General features: G+C 73.5%; 24 protein-coding genes. 8 read left to right on the top strand and 16 right to left on the bottom strand.

Translation table 11 applies throughout. The features are described 5' to 3' along the window. Positions 1 to 85: 85 nt before the first annotated feature. From lysX to G3T38_RS00965, 7 genes are all read right to left on the bottom strand, one after another. Complete coding sequence (gene lysX / locus G3T38_RS00995) at positions 86 to 3,400, bottom strand: bifunctional lysylphosphatidylglycerol synthetase/lysine--tRNA ligase LysX (protein WP_163770212.1); 3,315 nt, start codon at positions 3,398 to 3,400, stop codon at positions 86 to 88. 22 nt (positions 3,401 to 3,422) lie between these two features. Then, positions 3,423 to 4,091 (bottom strand): DUF998 domain-containing protein, encoded by a 669-nt coding sequence (locus tag G3T38_RS00990; RefSeq protein ID WP_163770211.1) that lies wholly within the window; start codon positions 4,089 to 4,091, stop codon positions 3,423 to 3,425. Between the two features lies 1 nt (position 4,092). Then, the gene (locus G3T38_RS00985) at positions 4,093 to 4,455 is read right to left on the bottom strand and encodes a cytidine deaminase (protein ID WP_163770210.1); all 363 of its coding nucleotides are present in this window, start codon (positions 4,453 to 4,455) and stop codon (positions 4,093 to 4,095) included. Continuing rightward, complete coding sequence (locus G3T38_RS00980; RefSeq protein WP_163770209.1) at positions 4,452 to 5,744, bottom strand: hemolysin family protein; 1,293 nt, start codon at positions 5,742 to 5,744, stop codon at positions 4,452 to 4,454. The genes G3T38_RS00985 and G3T38_RS00980 overlap by 4 nt, the downstream gene beginning before the upstream one ends. A 14-nt stretch (positions 5,745 to 5,758) precedes the next feature. Beyond that, complete coding sequence (ybeY, locus tag G3T38_RS00975) at positions 5,759 to 6,214, bottom strand: rRNA maturation RNase YbeY (protein WP_163770208.1); 456 nt, start codon at positions 6,212 to 6,214, stop codon at positions 5,759 to 5,761. After that, complete coding sequence (locus tag G3T38_RS00970; RefSeq protein ID WP_163770207.1) at positions 6,211 to 7,287, bottom strand: PhoH family protein; 1,077 nt, start codon at positions 7,285 to 7,287, stop codon at positions 6,211 to 6,213. Before G3T38_RS00970 ends, ybeY begins: the two co-directional genes overlap by 4 nt. A 99-nt stretch (positions 7,288 to 7,386) precedes the next feature. After that, positions 7,387 to 7,725: an HIT domain-containing protein gene (locus tag G3T38_RS00965; protein WP_163770206.1), complete on the bottom strand. Its 339-nt coding sequence runs from the start codon at positions 7,723 to 7,725 to the stop codon at positions 7,387 to 7,389. Between the two features lie 140 nt (positions 7,726 to 7,865). On the opposite strand from G3T38_RS00965, the gene G3T38_RS00960 reads away from it, so the two are divergent. Next, positions 7,866 to 8,765, top strand: a complete 900-nt coding sequence (locus G3T38_RS00960) for a Gmad2 immunoglobulin-like domain-containing protein (protein ID WP_163770205.1) — start codon at positions 7,866 to 7,868, stop codon at positions 8,763 to 8,765. 78 nt (positions 8,766 to 8,843) lie between these two features. Here G3T38_RS00960 and G3T38_RS00955 read toward each other — a convergent pair whose 3' ends face one another. From G3T38_RS00955 to hrcA, 3 genes are all read right to left on the bottom strand, one after another. Continuing rightward, positions 8,844 to 9,590, bottom strand: coding sequence for a 16S rRNA (uracil(1498)-N(3))-methyltransferase (locus G3T38_RS00955; RefSeq protein ID WP_163770204.1), 747 nt, complete (start codon positions 9,588 to 9,590; stop codon positions 8,844 to 8,846). Positions 9,591 to 9,600: 10 nt separating this feature from the next. Then, positions 9,601 to 10,782: a molecular chaperone DnaJ gene (gene dnaJ, locus G3T38_RS00950; RefSeq protein ID WP_163770203.1), complete on the bottom strand. Its 1,182-nt coding sequence runs from the start codon at positions 10,780 to 10,782 to the stop codon at positions 9,601 to 9,603. Positions 10,783 to 10,861: 79 nt separating this feature from the next. After that, on the bottom strand, positions 10,862 to 11,908 hold the full coding sequence (gene hrcA, locus G3T38_RS00945; RefSeq protein WP_163770202.1) for a heat-inducible transcriptional repressor HrcA: 1,047 nt from the start codon (positions 11,906 to 11,908) through the stop codon (positions 10,862 to 10,864). A 148-nt stretch (positions 11,909 to 12,056) separates the two neighbouring features. Between hrcA and G3T38_RS00940 the strand changes: the two genes are divergently transcribed. The 3 genes from G3T38_RS00940 to G3T38_RS00930 all read left to right on the top strand — a co-directional run bounded on the left by G3T38_RS00940 (position 12,057) and on the right by G3T38_RS00930 (position 14,589). Then, positions 12,057 to 12,758: a hypothetical protein gene (locus G3T38_RS00940; protein ID WP_163770201.1), complete on the top strand. Its 702-nt coding sequence runs from the start codon at positions 12,057 to 12,059 to the stop codon at positions 12,756 to 12,758. Between the two features lie 33 nt (positions 12,759 to 12,791). Then, positions 12,792 to 13,652, top strand: coding sequence for an MBL fold metallo-hydrolase (locus tag G3T38_RS00935; protein WP_163770200.1), 861 nt, complete (start codon positions 12,792 to 12,794; stop codon positions 13,650 to 13,652). An 82-nt stretch (positions 13,653 to 13,734) separates the two neighbouring features. Then, positions 13,735 to 14,589 carry a DUF3097 family protein gene (locus tag G3T38_RS00930; protein WP_163770199.1) on the top strand — a complete coding sequence of 285 codons (855 nt, stop codon included), beginning with the start codon at positions 13,735 to 13,737 and terminating at the stop codon, positions 14,587 to 14,589. A 21-nt stretch (positions 14,590 to 14,610) separates the two neighbouring features. On the opposite strand, the gene hemW is transcribed toward G3T38_RS00930, so the two are convergent. Both hemW and G3T38_RS00920 read right to left on the bottom strand, forming a co-directional pair. Then, positions 14,611 to 15,846 (bottom strand): radical SAM family heme chaperone HemW, encoded by a 1,236-nt coding sequence (gene hemW, locus G3T38_RS00925; protein WP_163770198.1) that lies wholly within the window; start codon positions 15,844 to 15,846, stop codon positions 14,611 to 14,613. An 81-nt stretch (positions 15,847 to 15,927) separates the two neighbouring features. Further along, on the bottom strand, positions 15,928 to 17,748 hold the full coding sequence (locus tag G3T38_RS00920; RefSeq protein WP_163770197.1) for an AMP-dependent synthetase/ligase: 1,821 nt from the start codon (positions 17,746 to 17,748) through the stop codon (positions 15,928 to 15,930). A 190-nt stretch (positions 17,749 to 17,938) separates the two neighbouring features. Between G3T38_RS00920 and G3T38_RS00915 the strand changes: the two genes are divergently transcribed. Further along, positions 17,939 to 18,421, top strand: a complete 483-nt coding sequence (locus tag G3T38_RS00915; protein WP_163770196.1) for a hypothetical protein — start codon at positions 17,939 to 17,941, stop codon at positions 18,419 to 18,421. Continuing rightward, positions 18,418 to 18,726, top strand: coding sequence for a transcriptional regulator (locus G3T38_RS00910; RefSeq protein ID WP_338037376.1), 309 nt, complete (start codon positions 18,418 to 18,420; stop codon positions 18,724 to 18,726). Before G3T38_RS00915 ends, G3T38_RS00910 begins: the two co-directional genes overlap by 4 nt. A 27-nt stretch (positions 18,727 to 18,753) precedes the next feature. Here the strand turns inward: G3T38_RS00910 and G3T38_RS00905 are convergent, their stop codons facing one another. After that, positions 18,754 to 19,671 carry an aminoglycoside phosphotransferase family protein gene (locus G3T38_RS00905; protein WP_163770195.1) on the bottom strand — a complete coding sequence of 306 codons (918 nt, stop codon included), beginning with the start codon at positions 19,669 to 19,671 and terminating at the stop codon, positions 18,754 to 18,756. After that, positions 19,668 to 20,519, bottom strand: a complete 852-nt coding sequence (locus G3T38_RS22425; RefSeq protein ID WP_206675750.1) for a helix-turn-helix domain-containing protein — start codon at positions 20,517 to 20,519, stop codon at positions 19,668 to 19,670. Before G3T38_RS22425 ends, G3T38_RS00905 begins: the two co-directional genes overlap by 4 nt. A gap of 52 nt (positions 20,520 to 20,571) precedes the next feature. On the opposite strand from G3T38_RS22425, the gene G3T38_RS00895 reads away from it, so the two are divergent. Next, the gene (locus G3T38_RS00895) at positions 20,572 to 21,177 is read left to right on the top strand and encodes a TIGR03086 family metal-binding protein (protein ID WP_163770193.1); all 606 of its coding nucleotides are present in this window, start codon (positions 20,572 to 20,574) and stop codon (positions 21,175 to 21,177) included. Positions 21,178 to 21,181: 4 nt separating this feature from the next. Here the strand turns inward: G3T38_RS00895 and lepA are convergent, their stop codons facing one another. Continuing rightward, positions 21,182 to 23,071, bottom strand: coding sequence for a translation elongation factor 4 (gene lepA / locus G3T38_RS00890; RefSeq protein WP_163770192.1), 1,890 nt, complete (start codon positions 23,069 to 23,071; stop codon positions 21,182 to 21,184). Between the two features lie 196 nt (positions 23,072 to 23,267). Here lepA and rpsT point away from each other — a divergent pair, with 196 nt between their 5' ends. Beyond that, on the top strand, positions 23,268 to 23,528 hold the full coding sequence (gene rpsT / locus G3T38_RS00885) for a 30S ribosomal protein S20 (protein WP_163770191.1): 261 nt from the start codon (positions 23,268 to 23,270) through the stop codon (positions 23,526 to 23,528). A 96-nt stretch (positions 23,529 to 23,624) separates the two neighbouring features. Here the strand turns inward: rpsT and holA are convergent, their stop codons facing one another. Beyond that, complete coding sequence (gene holA, locus G3T38_RS00880; RefSeq protein WP_163770190.1) at positions 23,625 to 24,641, bottom strand: DNA polymerase III subunit delta; 1,017 nt, start codon at positions 24,639 to 24,641, stop codon at positions 23,625 to 23,627. Between the last annotated feature and the right edge of the window lie 31 nt (positions 24,642 to 24,672).

Raw genomic sequence — 24,672 nt, 5'->3', positions numbered from 1 at the left:
GGTCGAGGCTAGTGCGAACAGGCCCCGCCGGGTAGCGACTTTGGTCTCACGAAGTTGCGCAGTGCAATCAAGTCGCCGGGAGCCGTCACGGCTTCACGAGCGGGAACAGGATGGTGTCGCGGATGCTGCCGCCGACGATGTTCATCACCAGCCGGTCGATGCCCAGCCCCATGCCGCCGGTCGGGGGCATCCCGTGCTCGAGCGCCCGCAGGAAGTCCTCGTCGACGACCATCGCCTCGGGGTCCCCGGACGCCGCGAGCAGGGACTGCTCGAGCAGCCGGCGCCGCTGCAGGACCGGGTCGGTGAGCTCGGAGTACGCCGTCGCCTGCTCCGCACCGTTGACCACCAGGTCCCACTTCTCCGCCAACCGCGGGTCACGCCGGTGCGCCCGCGCGAGCGGTGCCCCGGCCGCCGGGAACTCCGTGTAGAACACGGGCGCGGTGGTCACCCGCTCGCAGAGCTTGCCGTAGAGCTCCTCCACCAGGACGCCCCACACCCGCGGCCCGTCGGGGTCGAGCCCGTGCCGCTCGGCGTGCCGCAGGAGGACCTCGACCGGGGTGTCGACATCGACCTCCTCCCCCAGGGCCTGCGAGACCGCCGTGCAGATCGGCACGACCGGCCAGTCCCCCGCCACGTCGTGCTCGACCACGCGACCCGCCGCGTCCCGGGCGCGCAGCACCGGCTCGCCGTGGACCGCCACGGCCGCCTCGCGCACGAGCTCCTGCGTGAGCCGGCGCATGGCGTCGTGGTCGGCGTACGCCTGGTAGACCTCCAGCGACGTGAACTCCGGGTTGTGGGTCGCGTCGGCGCCCTCGTTGCGGAACTGCCGGCCGATCTCGAAGACCTGCTCCATCCCGCCGACCACGAGCCGCTTCAGGTGCAGCTCGGTGGCGATGCGCAGCGACAGGTCGAGGTCGTAGGCGTTGATGTGGGTCGTGAACGGCCGCGCGTTCGCGCCGCCGTGCACCGTCTGCAGCACCGGGGTCTCCACCTCGGTGAAGCCGCGGGCGTGCAGCGAGTCGCGCACGCTGCGCACCACCGTGGCACGCTGGTACGCCGCGGTCCGGGCGTCCGGCCGCACGACCAGGTCGACGTAGCGCTGGCGCACCCGCGCCTCGGGATCGGTGAGGCCGCGGTGCTTGTCCGGCAACGGACGCAGCGCCTTCGACGCCAGCACGAGCCGGGTCGCCGCGACGCTCAGCTCCCCCGCGTCGGTGCGCACCACCTCGCCCGTGACCGCCACGTGGTCGGCGAGGTCGAGCAGGTCCCAGACGAGGGCGCTCGTCGGGTCGAGGCGGCCGGTCTCGACCATCGCCTGGAGCTCGGCCCCGCCCGCGTGGAGCGTCAGGAACCCCAGTCCGCCGTGGTCGCGTCGGAGCAGCACGCGACCCGTCACGCTGACCCGGCACCCCGTGCGGGCTCCCCGCGGGATGCCGGCGTGCGCGGCACGCACCTCGGCGAGCGTGTGGGTGCTCGGCACCGCGACCGGGTACGGGTCCACCCCCGCGGCGACCAGCCGGTCGAGCTTCGCGCGCCGCACCCGCACCTGCTCGGGCAGCCGGGCGACGTCGAGCGCCTCGGCGAGGGGGTCGCACGGGGCCGGCATCAGCGCCCGCACGGCCGCGGCGTGCGCCTCGGTCCCGCTGTCGAGCGCGTCGTCGGGAGCCGCGCCCGTCAGCCGGGCGAGCAGGCGCCGGGGCGACGGCGCCTCGAGGAACCCCTCCGCCCGTCCCACGGCCGTGCCGACGCGGGGCAGGTCCGAGACCATCTCGAAGCCGAGGAACCGGGGGCGCCACGCGGGGTGGTACTTGGCGTTGGAGCGGTAGAGCGACTCCAGCTGCCACGTGCGGCTGGCGATCACGAGGATCCGGTGCCAGAGGAGCAGCACGGGGCCGGCCCCCATCTCGGCGCCGCGCTCGAAGGCCTCGCGGAACATCGCGAAGTTCAGGGAGACCTCGCGGACGCCGAGCCCCCGGGCCTGCTCCGCGAGGGTCGCCACCATCAGCTCGACGATGCCGTTGTCGGCGCTCGGGTCGCGCCGCATGAGGTCGAGCGAGACGCCCGCCCGTCCCCACGGCACCAGGCTGAGGAAGCCGCGCACGCGCCCGTCGCCGTCGCGGGCGGTGAGGAGCACGCAGTGCTCGTCGAGCGGGTCCTCGAGGCGACCGAGCGCCATCGAGAACCCGCGCTCGCTGCCGCCGTCGCCCCGCCACCGGCCGGCCGCGGCGCGCAGCTCGGCCAGCAGGCCGGGCTCCAGGTCGCCGTGCCGCGCCACCTGGACGACGTAGCCCCGCCGCTGCAGCCGGCTCACGGACTGGCGCACCGAGCGCATCGACGGCCCGGTCAGGGTGAACGACGTGAGGTCGAGGATCGCCTCGTCGCCGAGGTCGATCATCTTCAGCCCGGCCGCGGCATAGGTCTGCGCCCCGGTCGTGCCCGCGCCCATGACCGCCGGCGTCCAGCCGTGGAGCCGCGCCTCGGCCAGCCAGCGACGGACCGCCTCGGGCCAGCGCCGCGGGTCGCCGACGGGGTTGCCGCTCGCGAGGCTGACGCCCCCGATCACGCGGTAGGACACCCCCGCCCGCGCGTCGGCGGCTGCGTCGGCGTCCCAGACGACGGACTTGTCCCGACGCGTCGCGAAGTAGCCGAGCGAGTCCTCCTCGCCGTGCTCCCGCAGCAGGTGACGCACCCGGGCCTCGTCCTCGACGTCGAGCACGCGGTGGTCGGCGGGCGCGCGGAACAGTGCGATCGCCGCGCCGAGCACCGCGATGCTGCCGAGCACCCCGATCGTGGCCCGCACCCACCACGGTGCGGTCGCGTCGGTCCCGAGGGGCACGCTGCCGATGTCGAGGAGGAGGCGACCCACGACGTACTCGAGGGCGGCCGGGCTGCTCTCCGCGCGCCCGAACCGCTCGACGAGGTGGGCGCCGACGACGGCGCACAGCACCGCCCCGGTCCCGAGGATCGCCGCCGCGAGCGGCAGGCTCCCCGGCACCCGCCGGGCGACGAAGTAGCGCCGCGTGCGCAGCGCACCCACCAGCAGCAGGGAGGACAGCACGAGCCCGGCGGCGGCCGGCCCGACGCTCTCGCCGGACGCCAGCAGCAGGATCCGGTCCACCTGCGGCACCACGAGCCACCAGAGCACCAGGAGCCACCACGCCGCACGCAGCCGGCGCCGCAGCGCCACGGCGAGCACCGCCAGCAGCGAGGCGTAGACGAAGCTCGGCACGATCGCGATCGTCGCGAGCGAGATCGGGTCGACCGTCTGCAGGAAGTACTGGTGCCACGGCTTGACGACCGTCACGACCAGCACCACCGTGGCCAGCACCCAGGTGGCCGACGCGTAGCGCCCCGGCCAGACGTCCTCCGGCGTCGCGGTCAGCTCCCCCGTGCGGCTCACGCCCCAACCTCCCCCGTGCGGCTCACGCCCCTGCCTCCTCCGTCTCATGCTCCGCCCCGGGACCGGTGCGGCGCCCGGCGGCCAGGACCCCCAGGGCGACCATCCAGACGCTGATGGACACGATGTGGATCCGCTGGGTGACCCCTGCCGCCCACCACGGCTCACCCGTCCGGTCGAACCAGGCGAAGGCGAGGCTAGCGCCGATCCCGCCCCCCAGGAGCACCACCACCGCGACGCGTCGCAACCGGGGCCAGGCCCGGGGATCGAGGGCGACCCAGGCGGCCGCCACCCCGAGGAACAGCGCGGAGTCGCTGAGGATGCTCGCGCTGTCGTGGACCAGCGTCGAGGGACCCGGCCCCGGCGCCGTCGACGCCCCGGGACCGTCGCCCGGCTTCGGCACGACGGCCGCGAGCGCCGCACCGGCGCAGAAGAGCACGGTCAGCCACGTCGACGCCTCCCGCGCCCAGCCCGGTCGCAGCCGCGAGCGCGCCGCGGGCAGCAGCGCCAGCACCAGCACGACACAGACGAGGTCGGTGATCCGCAGGAGGTAGGCGTCGGGCTCACCGACGGCCTCGAGGTCGCTGACCACGTCGAGCCAGGTGCCGCGCGGGCCGTTCGACCACGCCAGCAGGAAGTTGGCGTAGAGCAGCGCCGCCACGACGCCGGTCGCGGCGGCGACGCGGCGCCTCACCTCAGGAGACCGTGGTGCCGCGCAGCGTGCCGCGGGGGTCCGCGAGGTGCACGGGCACCCCGGTGCCCGAGAAGTCCCGCACGACGGCGAGGTCGCCGTCGTCGACCGCGTCGGCGTCCCCCAGCACGACGGCCGCCTCGAGGGACCGGGCGCCGGAGGCGATGGCCATCGCGACGCAGACGCCGAGCGCGCTGACCCGCAAGGACGGCAGCGCGACGGTCGCCGCGGCGTACGTGCGGCCGTCCTGGTCGCGCACCGCCGCCCCCTCGGCGGACCGCGCCCGCGCCCGCGTCGCCCGCGCCAGCGTCACCAGCTTGCGGTCCTCGGCCCCCGGGGTCGCCTGCTGTCCCTGCTCGGTGGTCACGCGCGCTCCTCGTCCTCGTCGTCGTCGGCCAGCCGCGTCACGAGGACGGTGCTGACCTGGTTGCGCCGGCCCTTCGTGCCCTCGGCGCGGAAGCCGAGGCCGTGGGCCTCGACCGTGGAACCGGGGATGGGCACGAGGCCCAGGTGCTTGGCCATGAGGCCGCCGACGGAGTCGACGTCCTCCTCCTCGATGTCGTAGCCCTCGAACAGGTCGTCGAGGTGGTCGATGGGGAAGCGGGAGGAGACCCTGTACGACGCGTCGTCGACCCGCTCGACGTCGACCTCGTCGTCGTACTCGTCGGTGATCTCCCCGACCAGCTCCTCCAGCACGTCCTCGATGGTGACGATGCCCGCGGTCCCGCCGTACTCGTCGACGACGACGGCGATGTGCTGCCGCATCGCCTGCATCTCGGCGAGGAGCGCCGCCACCGGCTTGGAGTCGGGCACGAAGTGCGCGGGGCGCATGTGGTCCTCGATGCGCTCGGTGATGTCGGCGCCACCCTCCCGGTCCTCGAAGTCGAGCCGGGCGAGGTCCTTCAGGTAGGCGAACCCGAGCACCTCGTCGAGGTTCTCCCCCACGACCGGCACGCGCGAGTAGCCCGAGCGGAGGAAGAGCGACATGGCCTGCCGCAGGTTGCGGTGCCGCTCGAGGAACACCACGTCGGGTCGCGGCACCATCACCTCGCGGGTGATGGTGTCACCGAACTCGAAGACCGAGTGGAGCATCTTGCGCTCGCCGGACTCGATGACGGCGCTCGCCTCGGCCAGGTCGACGAGCTCGCGGAGCTCCGTCTCCGTCGAGAAGGGCCCCTCGCGGAAGCCCTTGCCCGGGGTGATGGCGTTGCCGACCAGGATGAGGAGCCGGGGCAGCGGGCCCAGGAGCCGCGTCAGGAGCCAGACGGGCAGCGCCGAGCTGAGGGCGACGACCTCCGGGTGCTGGCGGCCCAGCGTGCGCGGCGCGACGCCGATCACGACGAACGACACCACGAGCATGCCGGCGACGGTGAGCAGGATGCTGCCCCAGAAGCTCTGCACGGCCTCGTCGACGCGGAGCGTCACCAGCACGATCGCGAACACCTCCGCGAACAGGCGGAGCAGGATCAGCGAGTTCAGGTAGCGGGGCGGGTCGTCGAGCACGCGCAGGAGGTAGCGCGCACCCCCGCGCCCCTCCGCGCGCAGCTCCTCGGCGCGGGCGCGGGAGAAGACCGACAGGGCCGTGTCGGCTGCCGCGAGCAGACCGGCCACGACGACCAGGCCCGCGGCGGCCACGACCACCCAGACGTCATCCATGGACGACGATGCTCTCAGGTGGTGGCACGCCACCGGGCCAGCAGGTCGTCCTGCAGCCCGAACATCTCCTTGTGCTCCTCCGGCTCGGCGTGGTCGTAGCCCAGCAGGTGGAGGATGCCGTGCACCGTCAGCAGCTCGATCTCGGCGAGCGCGCCGTGGCCGGCGGTCTCGCCCTGGCGGGCCGCGACGGTCGGGCTGAGCACGAGGTCGCCGAGCACGCCCTCCTCGGGCTCCTCGTCGAGCAGGCCGGGACGCAGCTCGTCCATGGGGAACGACAGGACGTCGGTCGGCCCCTCCTTGCCCATCCACTGCTCGTTGAGCTCGGCGATGGTCGGCTCGTCGACGAGCTTGATGCACAGCTCGGCCTCGGGGTGCACGCGCATCGCGTCCATGACGAACCGGGCGAGCCGCACCGTGCGCTCGCCGTCGACGAGGTCGGTGTCGGACTCGTCGATGATCTCGATGGTCACGAGGGTCGCCCTCCCTGCGCCTGCGGCCGGCCGGTACGCCGCGGGGCCGCCCCGCGCGGCCCGTCGGCCCGCTCGGAGCGGTCGGAGCGGTCGCCCCGCTCGGTCCGGTCGGAGTCGTAGGTGTCGTAGGCCGCCACGATCTTGGCCACCAGGCGGTGCCGCACCACGTCGCCGCTGGTCAGACGGTTGAAGGAGACGTCGTCGACGTCCTGCAGGATGCTCTCCACCACGCGCAGGCCCGAGGACTGCCCGTTGGGCAGGTCGGTCTGGCTGGTGTCACCCGTGACGACGATCTTGGACCCGAAGCCGAGCCGGGTGAGGAACATCTTCATCTGCTCCGGCGTCGTGTTCTGCGCCTCGTCGAGCACGATGAACGCGTCGTTGAGCGTGCGGCCGCGCATGAACGCGAGCGGGGCGACCTCGATCGTGCCCGAGGCCATCAGCTTCGGGATCGTCTCGGGATCCATCATGTCGTGCAGCGCGTCGTAGAGCGGCCGGAGGTAGGGGTCGATCTTCTCGCTCAGCGTGCCGGGCAGGTAGCCGAGGCGCTCCCCCGCCTCGACCGCCGGACGCGTGAGGATGATGCGCGTGACGTCCTTGCTCTGCAGGGCCTGCACCGCCTTGGCCATGGCCAGGTAGGTCTTGCCCGTGCCGGCCGGGCCGATGCCGAACGTGATGGTGTTCTGGTCGATCGCCTCGACGTACTTCTTCTGGTTGACCGTCTTCGGGCGGATCGTGCGGCCGCGGTTGGAGAGGATGTTGAGGCTCAGCACGTCGGCCGGGCGCTCGGTGGTCTCGGCCCGCAGCATCGCGACGACGCGCTCCACGGTCTCGCCCGAGACGCCCTGACCCGTGCGGATCAGGGTCACCAGCTCGCCGAGGAGTCGTTCCGCCAACGCGATCTCGGGCGGCTCGCCCTCGAGCGTGATGCGGTTGCCCCGCACGTGGACCTGGAGCCCGAAGGCCTGTTCCAGCGTCGCCAGGTGCTCGTCACCCGGTCCGAGGAGACTCACCATGTCGATGCTCGTGGGCACCGTCACGGTGTGCCGGACGGCATTCTGCGATTCAGTCATTCCAGGCCCGTGCGGGCGGCCTTTCGGTGCGGGAGACGAACTCCGCCATCGTACGCCGCAGCCCCACCCCGGGGCCCACCCGTTTGTCGCGGGCCCGGCTCAGGCGGGCCAGCCCATCGTCGTGCCGCCGATGACGTGCAGGTGCGCGTGGAAGACGGTCTGACCGGCGTCGGCACCCGTGTTGAAGACGAGGCGGTAGCCGTCGAGGCCCTCGGCCTCGGCGACGGCGCGGGCGCTCGTCAGGAGGTCCGCCGCGGTCGCCGGCTCGCCGGCCGCCAGCGCGGCCGCGTTCTCGTAGTGGCTGCGGGGCACCACGAGCACGTGGGTCGGCGCGACCGGGTTGATGTCGCGGAAGGCCAGGGTCGTGGGGGTCTCGTGCACGACCGTGGCGGGGACGTCGCCCGCGACGATGCGGCAGAAGAGGCAGTCGGTGCTCACGCGGCCAACCTAGTGCTCGGACCCGGCGGGATCGAGCCGGCCGACCCACGCAACCGCGGGGGCGGCTCGCGCGTCGTACCCACCAGGCAGCCCGGCCGGCGACTACCGTCGAGCCGACCCCACCCGAGGAGGCACCTGACATGTCCATCCGTCGCACCGTCGTCCCGCTCGCGACCAGCGCCGTGCTCGCCCTGACGCTCGTCGCCTGCGGCGGGACCGACGACTCCGACCGCACCGGCGCCTCGGGCGACGGGGCGAGCAGCGACGCCTCGCCCTCCGCGCCGGTGAGCACGTCCTCGGACGCGGGGTCGGACCCGGGGTCCGACCCGGGCACCGGCGAGGGCGGCAGCGGCGACGCCGCGACGGCGGTCTACTTCGTGACCGCCGGCCCCCTCGGCGACCGCCTCGTGCGCGAGTTCCAGCCCGGCGGGGCCGACCTGGCCTCCGCGGTCGACCTGCTCTCCGGCACGCCGCAGGACCCGGACTACACGAACCCCGCGACGGGGTGGGTGCAGGACGCGACCCAGGACGGTGACGAGATCGTCGCGACGGTGGCGGGCGCAGCACCGGGCGGGGACGACGCGTCCCTCGTGGTGCAGCAGGTCGTCTACACGCTGCAGGCCGCGGTCGCCGACACCCTGCCCGTGCGCTTCGTCGACGCCGACGGCGGCGACGTGACCGCGCTCGCCGGCGCCTCCAACCCCGTCGCTGCCGCGCCGCAGCTCGACACGCTGCTGCTCGTCAACGTCACCGATCCCGCCGAGGGCACGACGGTGTCCGGAAGCTTCACGGCCACCGGGCGGGCCAGCTCGTTCGAGGCGACCGTGCCGTGGGAGCTCCGCCGGGGCGACGAGGTCGTGGACTCCGGGTTCGTGACGCACGAGGGTGACTGGTCGACCGGGCTGGGCGCGTGGGAGGTCACCGTGGACGTGAGCGACCTCGACCCCGGCACCTACACGTTCGTGGCCCGCACCGACGACCCCTCGGGCGGCGAGGGCCCCGGCCCGGCCGAGGACACGAAGGACATCGTGGTCCAGTGACGCGCTGACCCCCGGTCGTGGTGCGAGGCCACCGGAATCCGCAGGTCGCGCACCACGACCGACGGCCTACGCCGCGGCTCAGCCCCAGCGCGACGTGCGGGCCAGCAGGGCGGCGACGGCGGCCAGCCCGGCGGTCGAGGTGCGGAGCACCTCCGCGCCCAGCCGCACGGTCGTCGCCCCGGCCGCCTCGAACGCCGCGACCTCCTCGGGCGCCAGGCCCCCTTCGGGCCCGACCACGACGCCGATGCTCGCGCCGGCCGCGTCGGGCGCCTCGAGCCCGGCGAGGGTCGCCCGGGCCTCCTCGTGCAGCACCACCACGAGGTCGAGCCCGGCCAGGAGCCCCGCGACCTCGGCCGTGGCGGCCATCGGGGTCACCTCGGGGAACCACGCGCGCCGTGCCTGCTTGGCCGCCTCCCGCGCGGTCGCGGCCCACTTCGCGTGGGACTTGACCGCCCGCTCGCCCCGCCACACGGCCACGCTGCGGGACGCCGCCCAGGGCACGATCCGCTCGACGCCGATCTCGGTCAGCACCTCGACCGCCAGCTCGCCCCGGTCGCCCTTGGGCAGCGCCTGCACGACGGTGACCGCGGGACCGGGCCGGGGCTCGTCGACGACCTCGCCGACCTGGACCTCGAGCACCCGCTTGCCGGTCGCGGTGACGACGCCCGTCGCCGACCGGCCCCGGCCGTCCACGAGGCGCAGCTCCTCGCCGACCGCCGTGCGCCGTACGGCGACGGCGTGGTGCGCCTCGTCGCCCTCGAGGCGCACGACGGCACCCGGGCGGGCGTCAGCGAGCGCCGGGCAGAGCTGGACCGGGAGGCTCACCGCTGCCCGCTCAGTGGTTGAACTTGTCGCGCAACCGGTCGAAGAACGACCCGCGGCGCATCTGCACGGAACCGTCGTCGGCCTGCTGCTCGCCCCGCAGCTCCGCGAGCTCGCGCAGCAGCGCCTCCTGGCGCGAGTCGAGCTTCTGCGGCGTCTCGACCGCGACCGTGACGACCAGGTCGCCGCGGGCCGCGCCGCGCAGCCCGGGCACGCCGCGCCCGCGCAGCACCTGCTCGGCTCCGGACTGGGTGCCCGGCTTCACGTCGATGCGCGTCTGGGTCTCGAGGTCGCTGTCCGCACCGTCCTCGACGAGGTCGGCCTCGAGCAGCGGCAGCGTGATCGAGGCGCCGAGCGCCGCGGCGGTCATGGGCACCGTGACGACGCAGTGCAGGTCGTTGCCGTCGCGCACGAAGAACTCGTGCTCGGCGACCCGGATCTCGACGTACAGGTCCCCGGCGGGGCCACCACCCGGGCCGACCTCGCCCTGGCCGGTGAGCTGCACGCGGGTGCCGGTGTCGACGCCGGCGGGGATCTTGATGGTCAGGTTGCGGCGCGAGCGCACGCGCCCCTCGCCCGAGCAGGTGCGGCACGGGTCGGGGATGATCGAGCCGAAGCCGCGGCAGGCCGCGCACGGTCGGAGCGTGCGGATCTCGCCCAGGAACGAGCGCTGCACGTGCGCGACCTCGCCCGCACCACGGCACGTGCCGCACGTCTGCGGGCTCGAGCCCGGCGCGGAGCCGTCGCCCTCGCAGGTCTCGCAGACGACCGCCGTGTCGACCTTCAGCTCGCGGGTGACGCCGAACGCCGCCTCCGCCAGCTCGATGTCGAGGCGGATGAGGGCGTCCTGCCCGCGGCGCTGGCGCGGGCGCGGGCCCCGGCCGCCCTGCCCCTGCCCTCCGGCGCCACCGCCGAAGAACGCGTCCATGATGTCGGTGAACGAGAAGCCCTGGCCCTGCCCGGCGCCGCCGAAGCCACCGCCGAACGGGTCGCCGCCGCGGTCGTAGGCCGCCCGCTTCTGGGGGTCGGACAGCACCTCGTAGGCGCGGCTGACCTCCTTGAACTTCTCCTGCGTCTCCGGGTCCGGGTTGACGTCCGGGTGCAGCTGGCGGGCCAGTCGCCGGTACGCCTTCTTGATGGCGTCGGCGTCGGCGTCACGGCTGACGCCGAGCAGCTCGTAGAGGTCCTGGCTCACGTGTGTCCTGTCCATCGCTTCCGTCGTTCTCGTGTCGGTCGGTGCCCCGGGGCCGGACCCCGGAGGCGTACGTCGCGCGTCAGCTGCCGCTCTCGTCGAGGATGCGCGACATGTAGCGGGCCACGGCGCGCACGGCGGCCATGCTCCCGGCGTAGTCCATGCGGGTGGGTCCGACGATGCCGAGCGAGGAGAGGGCCTCGGGACCCGCGCCGTACCCCGCGGTGACGACGCTCGTGCCCGCGAGCTCCTCGACGGGGCCCTCGGCGCCGATGCGCACCGTCACGCCGCCGCCCGTGGTGGCCTCGCCGAGCAGCTTGAGGAGCACCACCTGCTCCTCGAGCGCCTCGAGCATCGGCCGCAGCATCGTGTCGAAGCCCTCGCCGGCGCGGGCGAGGTTGGCCGCTCCCCCGACGACGACCCGCTGGTCGGAGGAGTGGTCGGCCAGCGCCTCGACGAGGACGGTGACGACCTCGTCGAGCACGGCGTCGCGGACCTCCCCGGGGCCGGTGGCGTCGGGGCCGTCGGCCCGCAGGGACCGCAGGGCCGTGCTCGCGGCGACCAGGCGCTCCCCGACGACCGCCTGGTTGACCTGCGCGCGGAGGGTGGCGACCTGGTCGTCGGCCAGGTCGTGCTGCAGCTCGACGAGCCGCTGCTCGACGCGGCCGCTCGAGAGGATCAGCACGACGAGCAGCCGGCGCGGCGCGAGCGCCACCACCTCGACGTGGCGGACGGTGCTCGCCGACAGCGTCGGGTACTGCACCACGGCGACCTGGTGGGTCAGCTGCGCGAGCATCCGCACGCTGCGGCGCACCACGTCGTCGACGTCGATCGCGCCCTCGAGGAACGTGGCGATGGCCCGCTTCTCGGCGGCCGACATGGGACGGACCGTGGTGAGCCGGTCGACGAACAGCCGGTAGCCCTTGTCGGTGGGAATGCGGCCGGCGCTCGTGTGGGGCTGGTGGATCAGCCCCTCCTCCTCGAGCACCGCCATGTCGTTGCGCACCGTGGCGGGCGAGACGCCCAGCCCGTGCCGCTCGACCAGCGCTTTGGAGCCCACCGGCTCCTCGGTCGCGACGTAGTCCTCGACGATGGCCCGCAGCACGGCGAGCCGACGCTCCTCGACCACCCTCCGCTCCTTCCGCCGATGTCCCGCGCCGAGCCTGGCACTCCTCGCACGCGAGTGCCAATGCTACGACCATCCGCGAATTTCCGGACCCTGGGTGACAGACCCTCGGCGCTAGGTTAGCCTTGCCTAAGTCGCTCAGGAGGTAACCGTGTTCCCCTTGCTCACGTCGGCCGATCCCGACCAGCTCGCCGCCCGTGCGCGCAGCGCGCTGTCCTGCCCCGCCGCCGCCAGCATGGTCATCAAGGGCACCGAGCACCTCTTCGGGGGCGACGACCTCGGTCTGCAGGACCGGGCCGGCGTCCCCACCCTCGTGTGCCGCACCGGCTCGGTCGTCGAGCAGGCGGGACGCGCCCGCCAGAAGGCCCTCCTCCGGATCATCTCGGGCGTCGTGGAGGAGGACGGCACGACGGAGTCGGTCGTGCTCGCCGGCAAGCTGGGCACGCCCCGGCCCTGCTGCGACCCCTCCATGAGCGCCGTCGCGATCGAGCCCACCATCATCATGCTGATCCGCACGCAGGCGGACGGCTCGACGCGGCAGTACCGGGTGCCCACCGCCCTCTTCACGAGCCCCGCGCACGCGCTCAACCAGGGCTACCTGCGGCGCTGCACGGAGCACCTCAACGAGTGCCACGACGCCGAGCTGCGTCAGGCCGTCTCGCTCTGCACCGCCACCCCGGGCCCCCGCCTCATCGGGGCCGCCCTGCACGACCTCTCGCCCACCGGGGTCGAGGTGCGCTGGGTCGACGTCGACGGCGCCCACCTGCGCCGCGTGGACTTCGACGCGCCCGCGGCGACCCCCGACGAGCTCGCCGCGGCCCTCCGCGACCACCTGCACGCCGGTCTCTGCTGACCCGTCCTGCGCGGGCCCGCCTAGGGTGGGCCCGTGCAGGACGGGGCGTTCACCGAGGTCGCGGACCGGGTCTGGGTCGCGCGCCACGCGTGGTACGACGTCAACGTCACCCTCGTCGCGGGCGCAGCCGGTGCCGTGCTCGTCGACACGCTCGCCTCCGAGCGCGCCGCCGCCGGCCTCGTCGAGCGGGTACGCCGCGTGCTCGCCCCCGGCACCCCCCTCCTGGCCGTCGTGGACACCCACGAGCACCACGACCACGTGCTCGGCAACGCCACGGTCCTCGACGCCTGGCCCGGCGCCTCGCTGGTCGGGCACGAGACCGCCGCTGCGCGCATCCCCGCCGGCGTCCCCGCGCAGCTCGACGCCGAGGCCGCGACGAGCCCGGACGATCCCCGGCTCTCCGAGATGCGCGCGAGCCGCGTCGTCGCCCCGACCACCACGTTCTCGGGCGTCCACGTGCTCGACCTCGGCGACCGCCACCTCGAGCTGCTGCACCCGGGACGGGGCCACACGGCGGGCGACCTCGTCGTCCGCGTGCCGGACGCCGACCTCCTCGTCGCGGGCGACCTCGTGGAGGTCCTGCCCGCCTACGGTCCCGACAGCCACCCGCTGGAGTGGCCCGGCTCCCTCGAGCTCCTGCTCGGGCTGCTCTCCCCCGGCTCGACCGTCGTCCCCGGGCACGGCGCCGTGACCCGCCGGGACGCCGTCGCGACGCAGCACGACGACGTCGCCCGCGTGGCGGCGACGATCGCGGAGCTGGCGGGCCGCGGCGTACCGGCGTCGGCGGCGCTCGCCACCGGCACGTGGCCCTACCCGCGGGAGGCGCTCGAGCACGCCGTACGGCGCGGGTACGCCCACCTGCCGCCCGGGGCGCTGCGCCTCCCCCTCGTGTGACCCCCTCGTGTGACCCCCGCGGCGGTGCCCCAGCGGCGTGGCTCGCCAGGACCGTCGGTGGCGCCGCCTAGCGTCTACCGACGTGAACGACCGCTACGGAACCGACGTCCTGTCCGGCGACTGGCGCGCCCCGAAGCGCGGCCGTGCCGTGGAGCACCCGGCCGACCTCGGTATCGTCGTCGAGGAGGTCACGACCGACTGGTGCGGCGAGATCGTCACGGTCGACCGCGACCTCGACGTGCTGACGCTGGAGGACCGGCGCGGCAAGCGCCGCACGTTCCCGCTCGGCCCCGGCTTCCTGCTCGAGGGCAAGCCGGTCATCCTGACGGCGCCCGTGCGGGCGGCCGCGGCGCCGGCGCGGCCCACCCGCACCGCCTCCGGGTCCATCGCCGTCCACGACACGACGGCGCGGGTCGCGCGCGAGTCGCGGATCTTCGTGGAGGGGCGGCACGACGCGGAGCTCGTGGAGAAGGTCTGGGGCGACGACCTGCGCATCGAGGGCGTCGTCGTGGAGTTCCTCGGCGGCGTCGACGACCTCGCCGACCACCTCGTGGGCTTCAAGCCGGGACCGGGCCGCCGCGTGGGCGTGCTCGTCGACCACCTCGTGCGGGGCTCCAAGGAGAGCCGCATCGCCGACTCCATCGCGCGCTCGGCGGTGGGCCGGCACGTGCTCATCGTCGGCCACCCGTTCGTCGACATCTGGCAGGCGGTCAAGCCCGACCGCATCGGTCTGCGGGAGTGGCCCACCATCCCCCGCTCGATCGAGTGGAAGCACGGCGTGTGCCAGCACCTGGGCTGGCCCCACCGCAACCAGGCCGACATCGCGCGCGCCTGGCAGCAGATCCTCGGCCGGGTGTCGTCGTTCGCCGACCTCGAGCCGGCACTGCTGGGCCGGGTCGAGGAGCTGATCGACTTCGTGACGGACCCCGCCGGCTGAGCACGCGCCCAGCCGGGGCGCTCAGGCCAGGAGGTCCCGCACGACGCCGTCCGCGAGCAGTCGCCCCTCGCGGGTGAGCACGACCCGGTCGGGTCCGAGAGCACCGGGGGGCTCGACGAGCCCGCGCGCCACGAGGTCGGGCAGCGCCGCGCGTCCGTCCGCGTCGAGCACGTCCACCGGGAGGCCGTCGCGCAGCCGGGTCTCGAGCAGCACCCGCTCCACGCGCCGCACCTCGGCGTCGAGCAGCTCGCGCTCGTGGCCCGGCGACAGCCCGGCACCGAGGCGGTCGGCGTAGGCGACCGGGTGCCGCACGTTCCACCAGCGCACGCCCCCGACGTGGGAGTGGGCGCCGGGCCCGACGCCCCACCAGTCGTCGCTGCGCCAGTAGGCCAGGTTGTGGCGGCACTCGCTGCCGGGACGCGACCAGTTGGAGACCTCGTACCAGGTCAGACCGGCGGCGCTGAGCACCTCGTCGGCGAGGTGGTACTTGTCCGCCAGGTCGTCCTCGTCCGGGGCGGCGACCTCGCCGCGCCGCACGCGGCGCGCCAGGGCGGTCCCGTCCTCGACGATGAGGGAGTACGCCGACACGTGGTCGGGCGCGCAGGCCAGGGCCGACTCGAGGCTGGCGCGCCAGTCGGCGACCGACTCCCCCGCCGTCCCGTAGATGAGGTCGAGGCTGACCTCGTCGAAGCCGGCTGCGCGGGCGTCCGCGACGGCGCCCGGCACCCGCTCGGGGTCGTGGGTGCGGTCGAGCACCTGCAGCACGTGCGACACCGACGACTGCATGCCGAACGACAGCCGCGTGAAGCCGCCGGCGCGGAGCACGTCGAGGTCGGCGCGGGTCACCGAGTCGGGGTTGGCCTCGGTCGTGACCTCGGCGTCGGGCGCCAGCCCGAACTCGTCGGCGATCGCGCCCAGCACCGCGGTGAGGTGCTCGGGCGGCAGGAGCGTCGGCGTGCCGCCGCCGAAGAACACGGTGTCGACCGGACGCCCCACGTCGCCCAGCACCCGACGGGCCAGGCGGACCTCGGCGACCGCGGCGTCGACGTACGTCGCCCGTGACGCCCCCCGCGGGGCGTCGGCGCCGCCGAGCTCGGCCGCGGTGTAGGTGTTGAAGTCGCAGTAGCCGCAGCGCACCCGGCAGAAGGGCACGTGCACGTAGAAGGCGAAGGGCCGCTCGCCCAGGCCCGCGAGCGCGTCGGTCGGGAGCGAGCCGTCCGCGGGGACGGGATCACCGGGCGGTGGGGTGGACGGCACCGCCCGAGTCTCCCAGAGCCCACGCCGCCAGGCACGTCACGGGGGCCGCCGGCCAGTGCCGACGGCCCCCGTGATCCCGCCTCAGGCGTACAGGTTCTCGATCGTCTCCTGGTTGTTCCGCTCCACCACGGGCCGCTTGACCTTCATCGAGGGGGTCAGCTCGCCCGACTCGATGGTGAGGTCGTGGTCGAGGATCGTGTGCTTCTTGATCGTCTCCCAGCGGTTGAGGCGGGCGTTGAGCTGCTCGACGTAGCCGTCGATCAGCTTCTGCATCGCGGGCGAGCTGACGACCTCCGTGTAGGACTTGCCCTCCATGCCGTTGTGGCTGGCCCAGTCGGTGACCTGGTCGGGGTCGAGCGTGATGAGCGCGACGCAGTAGTTGCGGTTGTTGCCGATCACGAGGAACTGGCTCGCGTAGGGGCACAGGGCCTTGAACTGCGACTCGATCGCGGAGGGCGCGATGTACTTGCCGCCCGACGTCTTGAAGAGGTCCTTCTTGCGGTCGGTGATCCGCAGGAAGCCGTCCGCGTCGAGCTCGCCGATGTCACCCGTGTGCAGCCAGCCGTCGGCGTCCAGGGTCTCGGCGGTCTTGTCGGGCAGGTTGTGGTAACCCTGCATGACGTTGGGACCCTTGATCAGCACCTCGCCGTCCTCGGCGATCTTGACCTCGCCGCCGGGGAAGACGTGGCCGACCGAGCCGAACTTGTACTGCTCCGGGTGGTTCACGAAGGCACCCGCCGCCGTCTCGGTGAGGCCGTAGCCCTCGAGCACGAGGATGCCCGCCGCGTGGAACCACTCCGCCACCTCGCGGTTCAGCGCCGCCGAGCCCGAGATGAAGAAGCGGACACGTCCACCGAAGCGGTCGCGCACCTTGGAGAAGACGAGCTTGTCGAAGAGGCCGTGCTGCACCTTCATCAGCGGCGGGATCGACTGGCCCTCGCGCTTGCGCCGGTCGACCTCCAGGCCGACGGCGAAGGCCTTCTTGAACAGCTTCTCCTTCGCGCCGCCCTCGTTGGCCTGCATCGTGACGATCTTGCCGTGGGCCTTCTCGAAGATGCGGGGCGCGGCACCCATGAACGTCGGCTTCACGACGCCGAGGTTGTCCACGATCCGCTCGACCCGGCCGTCGATCGCGGTCGCGAAGCCGCAGGCCATCTGGACGCTGAGGAGCACCTTGCCGAAGGAGTGCGCCATCGGCAGCCACAGGAACTGCAGGTCGGTCTCGTCGAGGATGCCCTGGCTCTTGATCGCCTCGCCCTCGTAGACCCACGCCCGGTGGAGCAGCCGCACGCCCTTCGGCTTGCCCGTCGTGCCGGAGGTGTAGATCAGCGTCGCGAGCGCGTCGGGCTCGATCGAGTCGGCGACCTTGCGCACCGCGTCCGGCGTCTGCGCGAGCAGGCCGTCGCCGAGCACGGCGAGGTCCTCGAGCCCGATCACCCAGTCGCCGTCGGTGGTGCCGTCGAAGGTGACGACCTTGGTGACGGTCGGCAGCTCGGCGCGGTGCGCGCGCAGCTTGGCGATCTGCTCGTCGTCCTCCGCGAAGACGACCTGGCACTCGGCGTCGCCGACGATGTAGGCCGTGTCGTCGGCGTTCGTCGACGGGTACACCGTGGTGGTCGCGGCGCCCGCGGCCATCACCGCGAGGTCCGCGAGGATCCACTCGTAGCGGGTCGCCGACGCGATGCCCACGCGCTGCTCGGCCTCGATGCCCAGCGCGAGCAGACCGGCGGCGATGCGGCTGACCCGCTCCCCCGCCTCCCGCCACGTGACCGACGTCCACGCGTCGCCCACCGGGTAGCGGTAGGCCTCGCGGTCGGCGGACTTCTCGACGCGGTCGAAGAACTGGACGGCCACGTTGCGCGGCATGTGCTCGAGGAACGTGGCGTCGTGGTTGATCGGCATGCGGTCTACCTGCTTTCTCGGGGTCCGTGCCCTCGTCGCGGGCCCTCGGGGTGTGCCTCCGTAACCTAGATCACTTTGCCTACCCGGCGGTAGCGCTCGGCGGCGAATGTCCAGGACTGCGGCCGGATTCCACGACCGCCGCACTGCTTTCTGCTTGCACAACTGGAAAGCGATGCCTATGGTTTCCATCATGGAAAGCAACGACGTGCGTGCCCAGCTCCACGCCCTCGAGCGCGCCGAGGCCGCGCCGTACGTGGACCAGCGACCGTCCCCCTGGTGGTTCGCCCCGGCGTTCGGGGCCTGGTTCGGCGTGATGGCCGCGGTGCAGGACTTCCACTGGTCCCACGACGTCAGCAGCATGTGGCAGGCCCTCGTGACGCTCGCGATCCTCGTCCCCATGGCGGCCCTCATCGGGGCGTACACGTCCTGGCACCAGCGCTACCACGGCGCGTGGCCCAAGCTCGTCGGCCCGAAGCCGCCGGAGATCCGTCGGGTCTACCGGCTCTACTTCCTCGCGTTCGTCGTCGTGGCCGCCGCGCTCGTCGGCGTCGCGCTCCTCGTGCCGTGGTGGGTCACGGGCGCGGTGACCGCCGTGGTGGCCTACGGCTTCCTCGTGGCCTACGAGCGCGTCTACGAGCGCGCCGCCGCCGCGGTGCGGGAGCGCCTCGCGTGAGCGAGGGCACCCCGTCCGGGCTGGCGGACCTCGACCCCGTCATCCACGCCCCGAAGCGGCTCGCCGCGATGGCGGTCCTGTCGACGGCGGACCAGGTGACCTTCCAGTTCCTCAAGGAGCGGCTCGGCATCGCCGACTCCGACCTGTCGAAGCAGATGTCCGCCCTCGAGGCGGCGGGGTACGTCGCCGTGCACAAGTCCGGCCGCGGGCGCGGGGCGAGCACCTCGTTCAAGCTCACGCGGGCCGGGCGCACGGCCTACCGGGCGCACCGGGCGGCCCTGCGGGCCCTGCTCGGCGAGGACTGAGCCCCGGCGCCGGGAGCCGGGCAGCCGTCAGTCCTGCACCGCCTTGGCGATGGTGAGGCACCGCGTCACGTGGGCGCGGTCGTCGGCTCCCCGGTGCGCGTTGAGCACGCTTCGCACGACGACCCAGTCGCGCGCCCGGTGCTCGTCGAGGCCGGCGGTGTCGACGAGCGTGTGGAACCGGCGACGGATGCCGTCGCGCACGGAGTCGCCGGGCACCGCGCCGTACTCCTCGAAGCGGTTGCGCAGCATCGGCTCCGGCTCGTAGTGCGGGTCGCCCGACACCGGCTTCGGGTCGATCGCCACCCACCCCCGGTCGGCCGCGTGCAGCACGTGGGCGAAGTGGAGGTCGGCGTGGACGATCCTCCCGGTGCTCGCCGGGTCGGCCACCAGGTCGCGGGCGAGCCCGAGGGCCTGGTCGACCAGGCGGCGCGGGAGCGGCACCCGGCGGGCGTCGCGCTCCAGGCCGGCGGCCCACCGACCCACGAGGTCGGTCAACGGGCGCAGCTGCGGGGTCGCGGGGCGGTGGAGCGCGCCGTACAGCCCGCCGACCACCTCGCAGGCCTCGACGTCCCACGTGGTCGTGAGGTCGGCCGGCTCGAGCCGCTCGAGGAGCAGCGCCGAGCGTCCGGGGTCCGCCCGCAGCAGGCGCACCGCGCCCCGGCCGCCCCACCGCTGGAGCGCGAGGTGCTCGTGCGCCGACTCCTCGTCGGGGAACCCGACCTTCAGCATCGCGGGTCCGGCCGCACGCGCGCGTCCCGCGACCGGCACGACGAGGGACGCGAACCCGTGGAGCGCCGGCCCCGTGGGCACGAGCTCCCACGCGTCGAGGAGCTCCCCGACCCGCCGCGGCAGCAGTGTGAGCCAGTCCGCCCGGTCCTCGCCGAGGGCGGCCTGGGCGAGGAGCCCCGGGGGTACGACGACGGGCCCCGCCCCCGCGCCGCTCACGCGTCCGCCCGCGGCTGGTCCGCCAGGTAGGCGCCCGGCGTCGTACCGGTGACCGTGCGGAAGTCGCGGGTGAAGTGCGCCTGGTCGGTGTAGCCCAGCTCGGCGGCGAGGCCCGCGAGCGACCGCGTCCCCGCCTTGAGCGCGAGCACCGCGTCGTGGAGGCGACGACGTTGCACCAGCCACTTCGGGGAGAGTCCCAGCCGGTCGGTCGTCAACCGGTGGAGGGCGCGCTCGCCCAGGCCGACGGCCTCGGCCACCTCGTCGACGCGGGTCACCTCCGGGTGCTCCCGGAGCCACGCGACCAGGTGGTTCACCAGGAGGCCCTGCTCGTCGACGGGGAGGAACGCACGCAGGCGGCGCTCGTAGGCCGCGATGGCTGCGGCGTGGCTCTCCGGCGCGCTCGGCGTGGGGTCCATCGCCGCCCGGACCTCGCCGCTCAGCGCCGCGCCGTCGAGGGTCGTCAGCGTGTCCAGGTCGAGGTGGACGTCGGTCACCGACGCGACCGGGCGGTCGAGCAGCAGACGCCCGGCGGCCGGCGTCAGCATCACGCCCGCGGCGTACCCGTCGCCGGAGAGCGTGACCGAGGAGAGGCCCCGCGTGGGGCCGTAGAAGCGGGCGTAGTCGTTGCTCACGACGAGCAGGCAGACCGGGTGCTGGAGCGTGCGCTGCGTCGACGGTGCGGCGAGCGACCAGACGGGGATCCAGTAGCGCTCGACCAGGTCGACGAGGTCGGGGGACGGCGCGTAGCGGTGGAGCGGCGGCGACGGGCGGCTGAGTCCCGTCAGGTGGGCCCGGTCGACCGGGCCCACGAGCTCCACGACCGGCTGCGCGCCCCCGTCTCCCGCCACGTGTCCGATTATCACAAGAGGACGGCTGCGGCCCCGGCCTAGCGTGCGGCGCATGAGCGAGTCCACCGTTCCCCCCGTCCCCTCGTCCGCCGCTGCGATCCGGGCCGACTACCTCAGGCGGGCCGAACGCTTCGCCGGTGTGCTCGACGGCGCCGACGGACGCTGGGACTCCCCCAGCCCCTGCGCGGGATGGGATGCGCGGGCCGTCGTGCGCCACGTCGTCGAGACCGAGCGCGAGCTGCTGGAGCGGCACGGGCTCCCCGTACCGCCCGCGCCCGACCTGGGCGCCGGACCGCACGGCGACGTCGCCACCGCGTGGCGCGCGCACGTCGCCGCGACGGCCGACGTGCTGACGGACGACGTGCTGTCCCGCACCTACGACGGCTTCTTCGGGCCCACGACGATCGGCGCAACCCTGCGCGACTTCTACACCTGGGACCTGCTGGTCCACGGCTGGGACGTCGCGCGGGCCACCGGGCAGCCCTACGTCGTCTCCGACGCGGACGCGGCCGCGCACGACGCGACCGCGGACGCGTGGGGCGACGCGCTGCACGCCGACGGGATCTGCGCCGCAGCGGTGCCCGTGCCGGCCGGCGCGAGCCCCGGCGACCGGCTGCTCGGCCGCCTCGGCCGCGACCCGGGGTGGACCGCGGCCTGAGCCCCTACTTCTTCTTCTCGGCGGGCTGCGTCGTGGAGAGCGCGGCCACGAAGGCCTCCTGGGGGACCTCGACGCGGCCGACCATCTTCATCCGCTTCTTGCCCTCCTTCTGCTTCTCCAGCAGCTTGCGCTTGCGGCTGATGTCGCCGCCGTAGCACTTGGCGAGCACGTCCTTGCGGATCGCGCGGATGTTCTCGCGGGCGATCACGCGGGCGCCGATGGCGGCCTGGATCGGCACCTCGAACTGCTGCCGCGGGATGAGCTCCTTGAGCTTGCCGGCCATCATCACGCCGTAGCCGTACGCCGCGTCCTTGTGCACGATCGCGCTGAAGGCGTCCACGGGCTCGCCCTGCAGCAGGATGTCGACCTTGACGAGGTCGGCGGCCTGCTCGCCGGAGCGCTCGTAGTTGAGCGAGGCGTAGCCCTTGGTCTTCGACTTCAGCTGGTCGAAGAAGTCGAAGGCGATCTCGCCCATCGGCAGCGTGTAGCGCATCTCCACGCGGTCCTCGGACAGGTAGTCCATGCCGAGCAGGGTGCCGCGCTTGGCCTGGCAGAGCTCCATGATCGTGCCGATGTAGTCGGACGGGGCGAGGATCGTGGCGGAGACGACCGGCTCGCGGACCTCGTGGATCTTCCCGTCGGGGTACTCGCTGGGGTTGGTGACCGTCAGCTGGGAGCCGTCCTCCATGACGACCTCGTAGACCACGTTGGGCGCGGTCGAGATCAGGTCGAGGTTGAACTCCCGCTCGAGCCGCTCGCGCGTGATCTCCATGTGCAGCAGCCCGAGGAAGCCGCAGCGGAAGCCGAAGCCGAGCGCCCCGGAGGTCTCCGGCTCGTAGGTGAGCGAGGCGTCGTTGAGCTGGAGCTTCTCCAACGCGTCGCGCAGCTCGGGGTACTGGTCGCCGTCGATCGGGTAGAGCCCGGCGTAGACCATCGGGGTGGGGTGCGCGTAGCCCCCGAGCGGATCGGTGGCCCCGTGGTGCTGGCTGGTGACGGTGTCACCGACGCGGGACTGGCGGACGTCCTTCACGCCGGTGATGAGGTAGCCCGTCTCACCGACGCCGAGCTCACCGGCCTTGAGCGGCTCCGGGCTGATCACGCCCACCTCGAGCATCTCGTGCACGGCGCCGCTCGACATCATCTTGATCCGGTCGCGGTGCTTCAACGAGCCGTCGACCACCCGCACGTAGGTGACGACGCCGCGGTAGGTGTCGTAGACCGAGTCGAAGATCAGCGCGCGCGCCGGGGCGTCCGCGTCGCCGACGGGGGCCGGGACCTGCTTGACGATCTCGTTGAGCAGCGCCTCCACCCCGACGCCGGTCTTGGCGGAGGTCAGCAGCACGTCCTCCGGCTCGCAGCCGACGAGGTTCGCCAGCTCGAGCGCGTACTTGTCGACGTTGGCCGACGGCAGGTCGATCTTGTTGAGCACCGGGATGATGTGCAGGTCGGCGCCCATGGCCAGGTAGAGGTTCGCGAGAGTCTGCGCCTCGATCCCCTGCGCCGCGTCGACCAGCAGGATCGCCGCCTCGCAGGCCTCCAACGACCGGGACACCTCGTAGGTGAAGTCGACGTGCCCGGGCGTGTCGATCATGTTGAGCACGTAGGTGCCGGGGCCGGCCTCCACGCCGTGCTGGTCGGCCGCCTCCGCGGTGACCGTCCAGGGCATGCGCACGGCCTGCGACTTGATGGTGATGCCGCGCTCGCGCTCGATGTCCATCCGGTCGAGGTACTGCGCCTTGGCCTCGCGCTCGCCCACGACACCCGTCAGCTGCAGCATCCGGTCGGCAAGGGTCGACTTGCCGTGGTCGATGTGCGCGATGATGCAGAAGTTGCGGATGATCGCGGGGTCGGTGCGCCCCGGCTGGGGCACGGCGGACGCAGGCGTAGCAGGCACCGGCGGATTCTCCCACGAGGTCGGGACGGGCACCGAACCCGTGGCGGTCCGCCGGGTCGGATTCGACGCACCTGCGCGGCCCTTGGTAGCGTGACTCCTCGCGTGTCTGGATGCTGCCTGCCCTCGTGGTGGCGTGCATCGAACGCCACCGTACGACGACCCGATTGACGAGCGACCGAAGGCAGAGAACTACCAGATGGCAAACATCAAGTCCCAGATCAAGCGCAACCGCCAGAACGAGCTGCGCCACGAGCGCAACAAGTCGGTCAAGACCGGCCTGAAGACCGCCGTGCGCAAGTTCCGCGAGGCCGCCGAGGCCGGCGAGAAGGACAAGGCGGTCGAGCTCGGCCGCGACGCCGCCAAGAAGCTCGACAAGGCCGCCTCCAAGGGCGTCATCCACAAGAACCAGGCCGCGAACCGCAAGTCCGCGATCGCGAAGCGCGCCGCGTCGCTCTGACGCCAGGCCCACCACCGTCGTACGCGCAGGGCGTCGACTCCTCCGGGAGTCGGCGCCCTTCGGCGTGTCCGGGGTCGGGCCCTGGGGTGAGGCCGATCAGCGCCCGCGCAGGCCGGCGATGGTGAGCACGAGGCGCTCCAGGGAGTAGGCCACGTCGCCGCCCGCACCCTTGACCTCGGAGTCGGCGCGCGCCACCGCCCGGATCGCATCGCGCAGCGCCTGGTCGTCCCAGCCGCGGGACTGGTCGCGCAGCGTGCGCAGCTTCCACGGCGGCACCCCGACCTCGCGGGCCAGGTCGGCCTCGCGCATGCCGCGCGGCGCGGACACGAAGCGCGCCAGGCCCCGGGCACTGCTCGCGAACGCCGAGGTGACGAGCACCGCCGCCGTGCCGGTGTCGAGCGCCCAGCGCAGCTCCTCGAGCGCGCGGGCCTGCCGACCGAAGAACGCGTGGTCGGCCACCGCGAACGACGTCGCCTCGGCGCGACCCCCGAAGTAGCGCCCCACCTCCGCCGTGCCGATCCGTCGCCCCGTGAAGTCGCTGACGAGCTGGTCGGCCGCGGCGGCCAGGGAGCGCAGGTCGTTGCCCACCGCCTGCACGAGCACCTCGGCGGCCTCCTCGTCGATGGAGCCGCCCGCCGATCGCACCTCGGCGGCCACGAAGCGAGGCAGCTCGTGGGCCTTCAGCTCCGCGGACTTCACCTCGGTCACGCTGGCGACCTTGCGCAGCTTCGCGAGCGTCCCGGTGCCCTTCTGCCCGCCCCCGTGGACGAGGACGAGCGCGACGTCCTCGGCCGGTGCCGCGGCGTACTCCAGCAGCCCGGCGACCGACTCCTCCGGCAGGTTCTCCAGCGCCCGGACCACGACGCAGCGCGTCGTGGAGAAGAGCGACGGCGCCGCCATCTCCCCCAGGGTGGCCATCGTGAGGTCCGCAGCGGCGGCGTCGGAGAACTCCGCCTCCGCGTCGTGCTTCCGCACCGCGGCACGGACGCCGACCACCGTGCGCTCGTTGAGGAACTCCTCCTTGCCCGTCACCAGCGTCACGCGGCCCAGCACGTCGGCCGGCGACGGCGGACGAGGAGCAGCGGGCGCGGAGGAGCGGGAGCGCGGCGGCATGGGAGGCAGACTGCCACAGGCTGCCGACACC

This window comes from Nocardioides zeae (genome assembly GCF_010686755.1).
GTDB lineage: Bacteria > Actinomycetota > Actinomycetes > Propionibacteriales > Nocardioidaceae > Nocardioides > Nocardioides zeae.
This window is presented reverse-complemented; position numbering and strand designations above follow the sequence as displayed.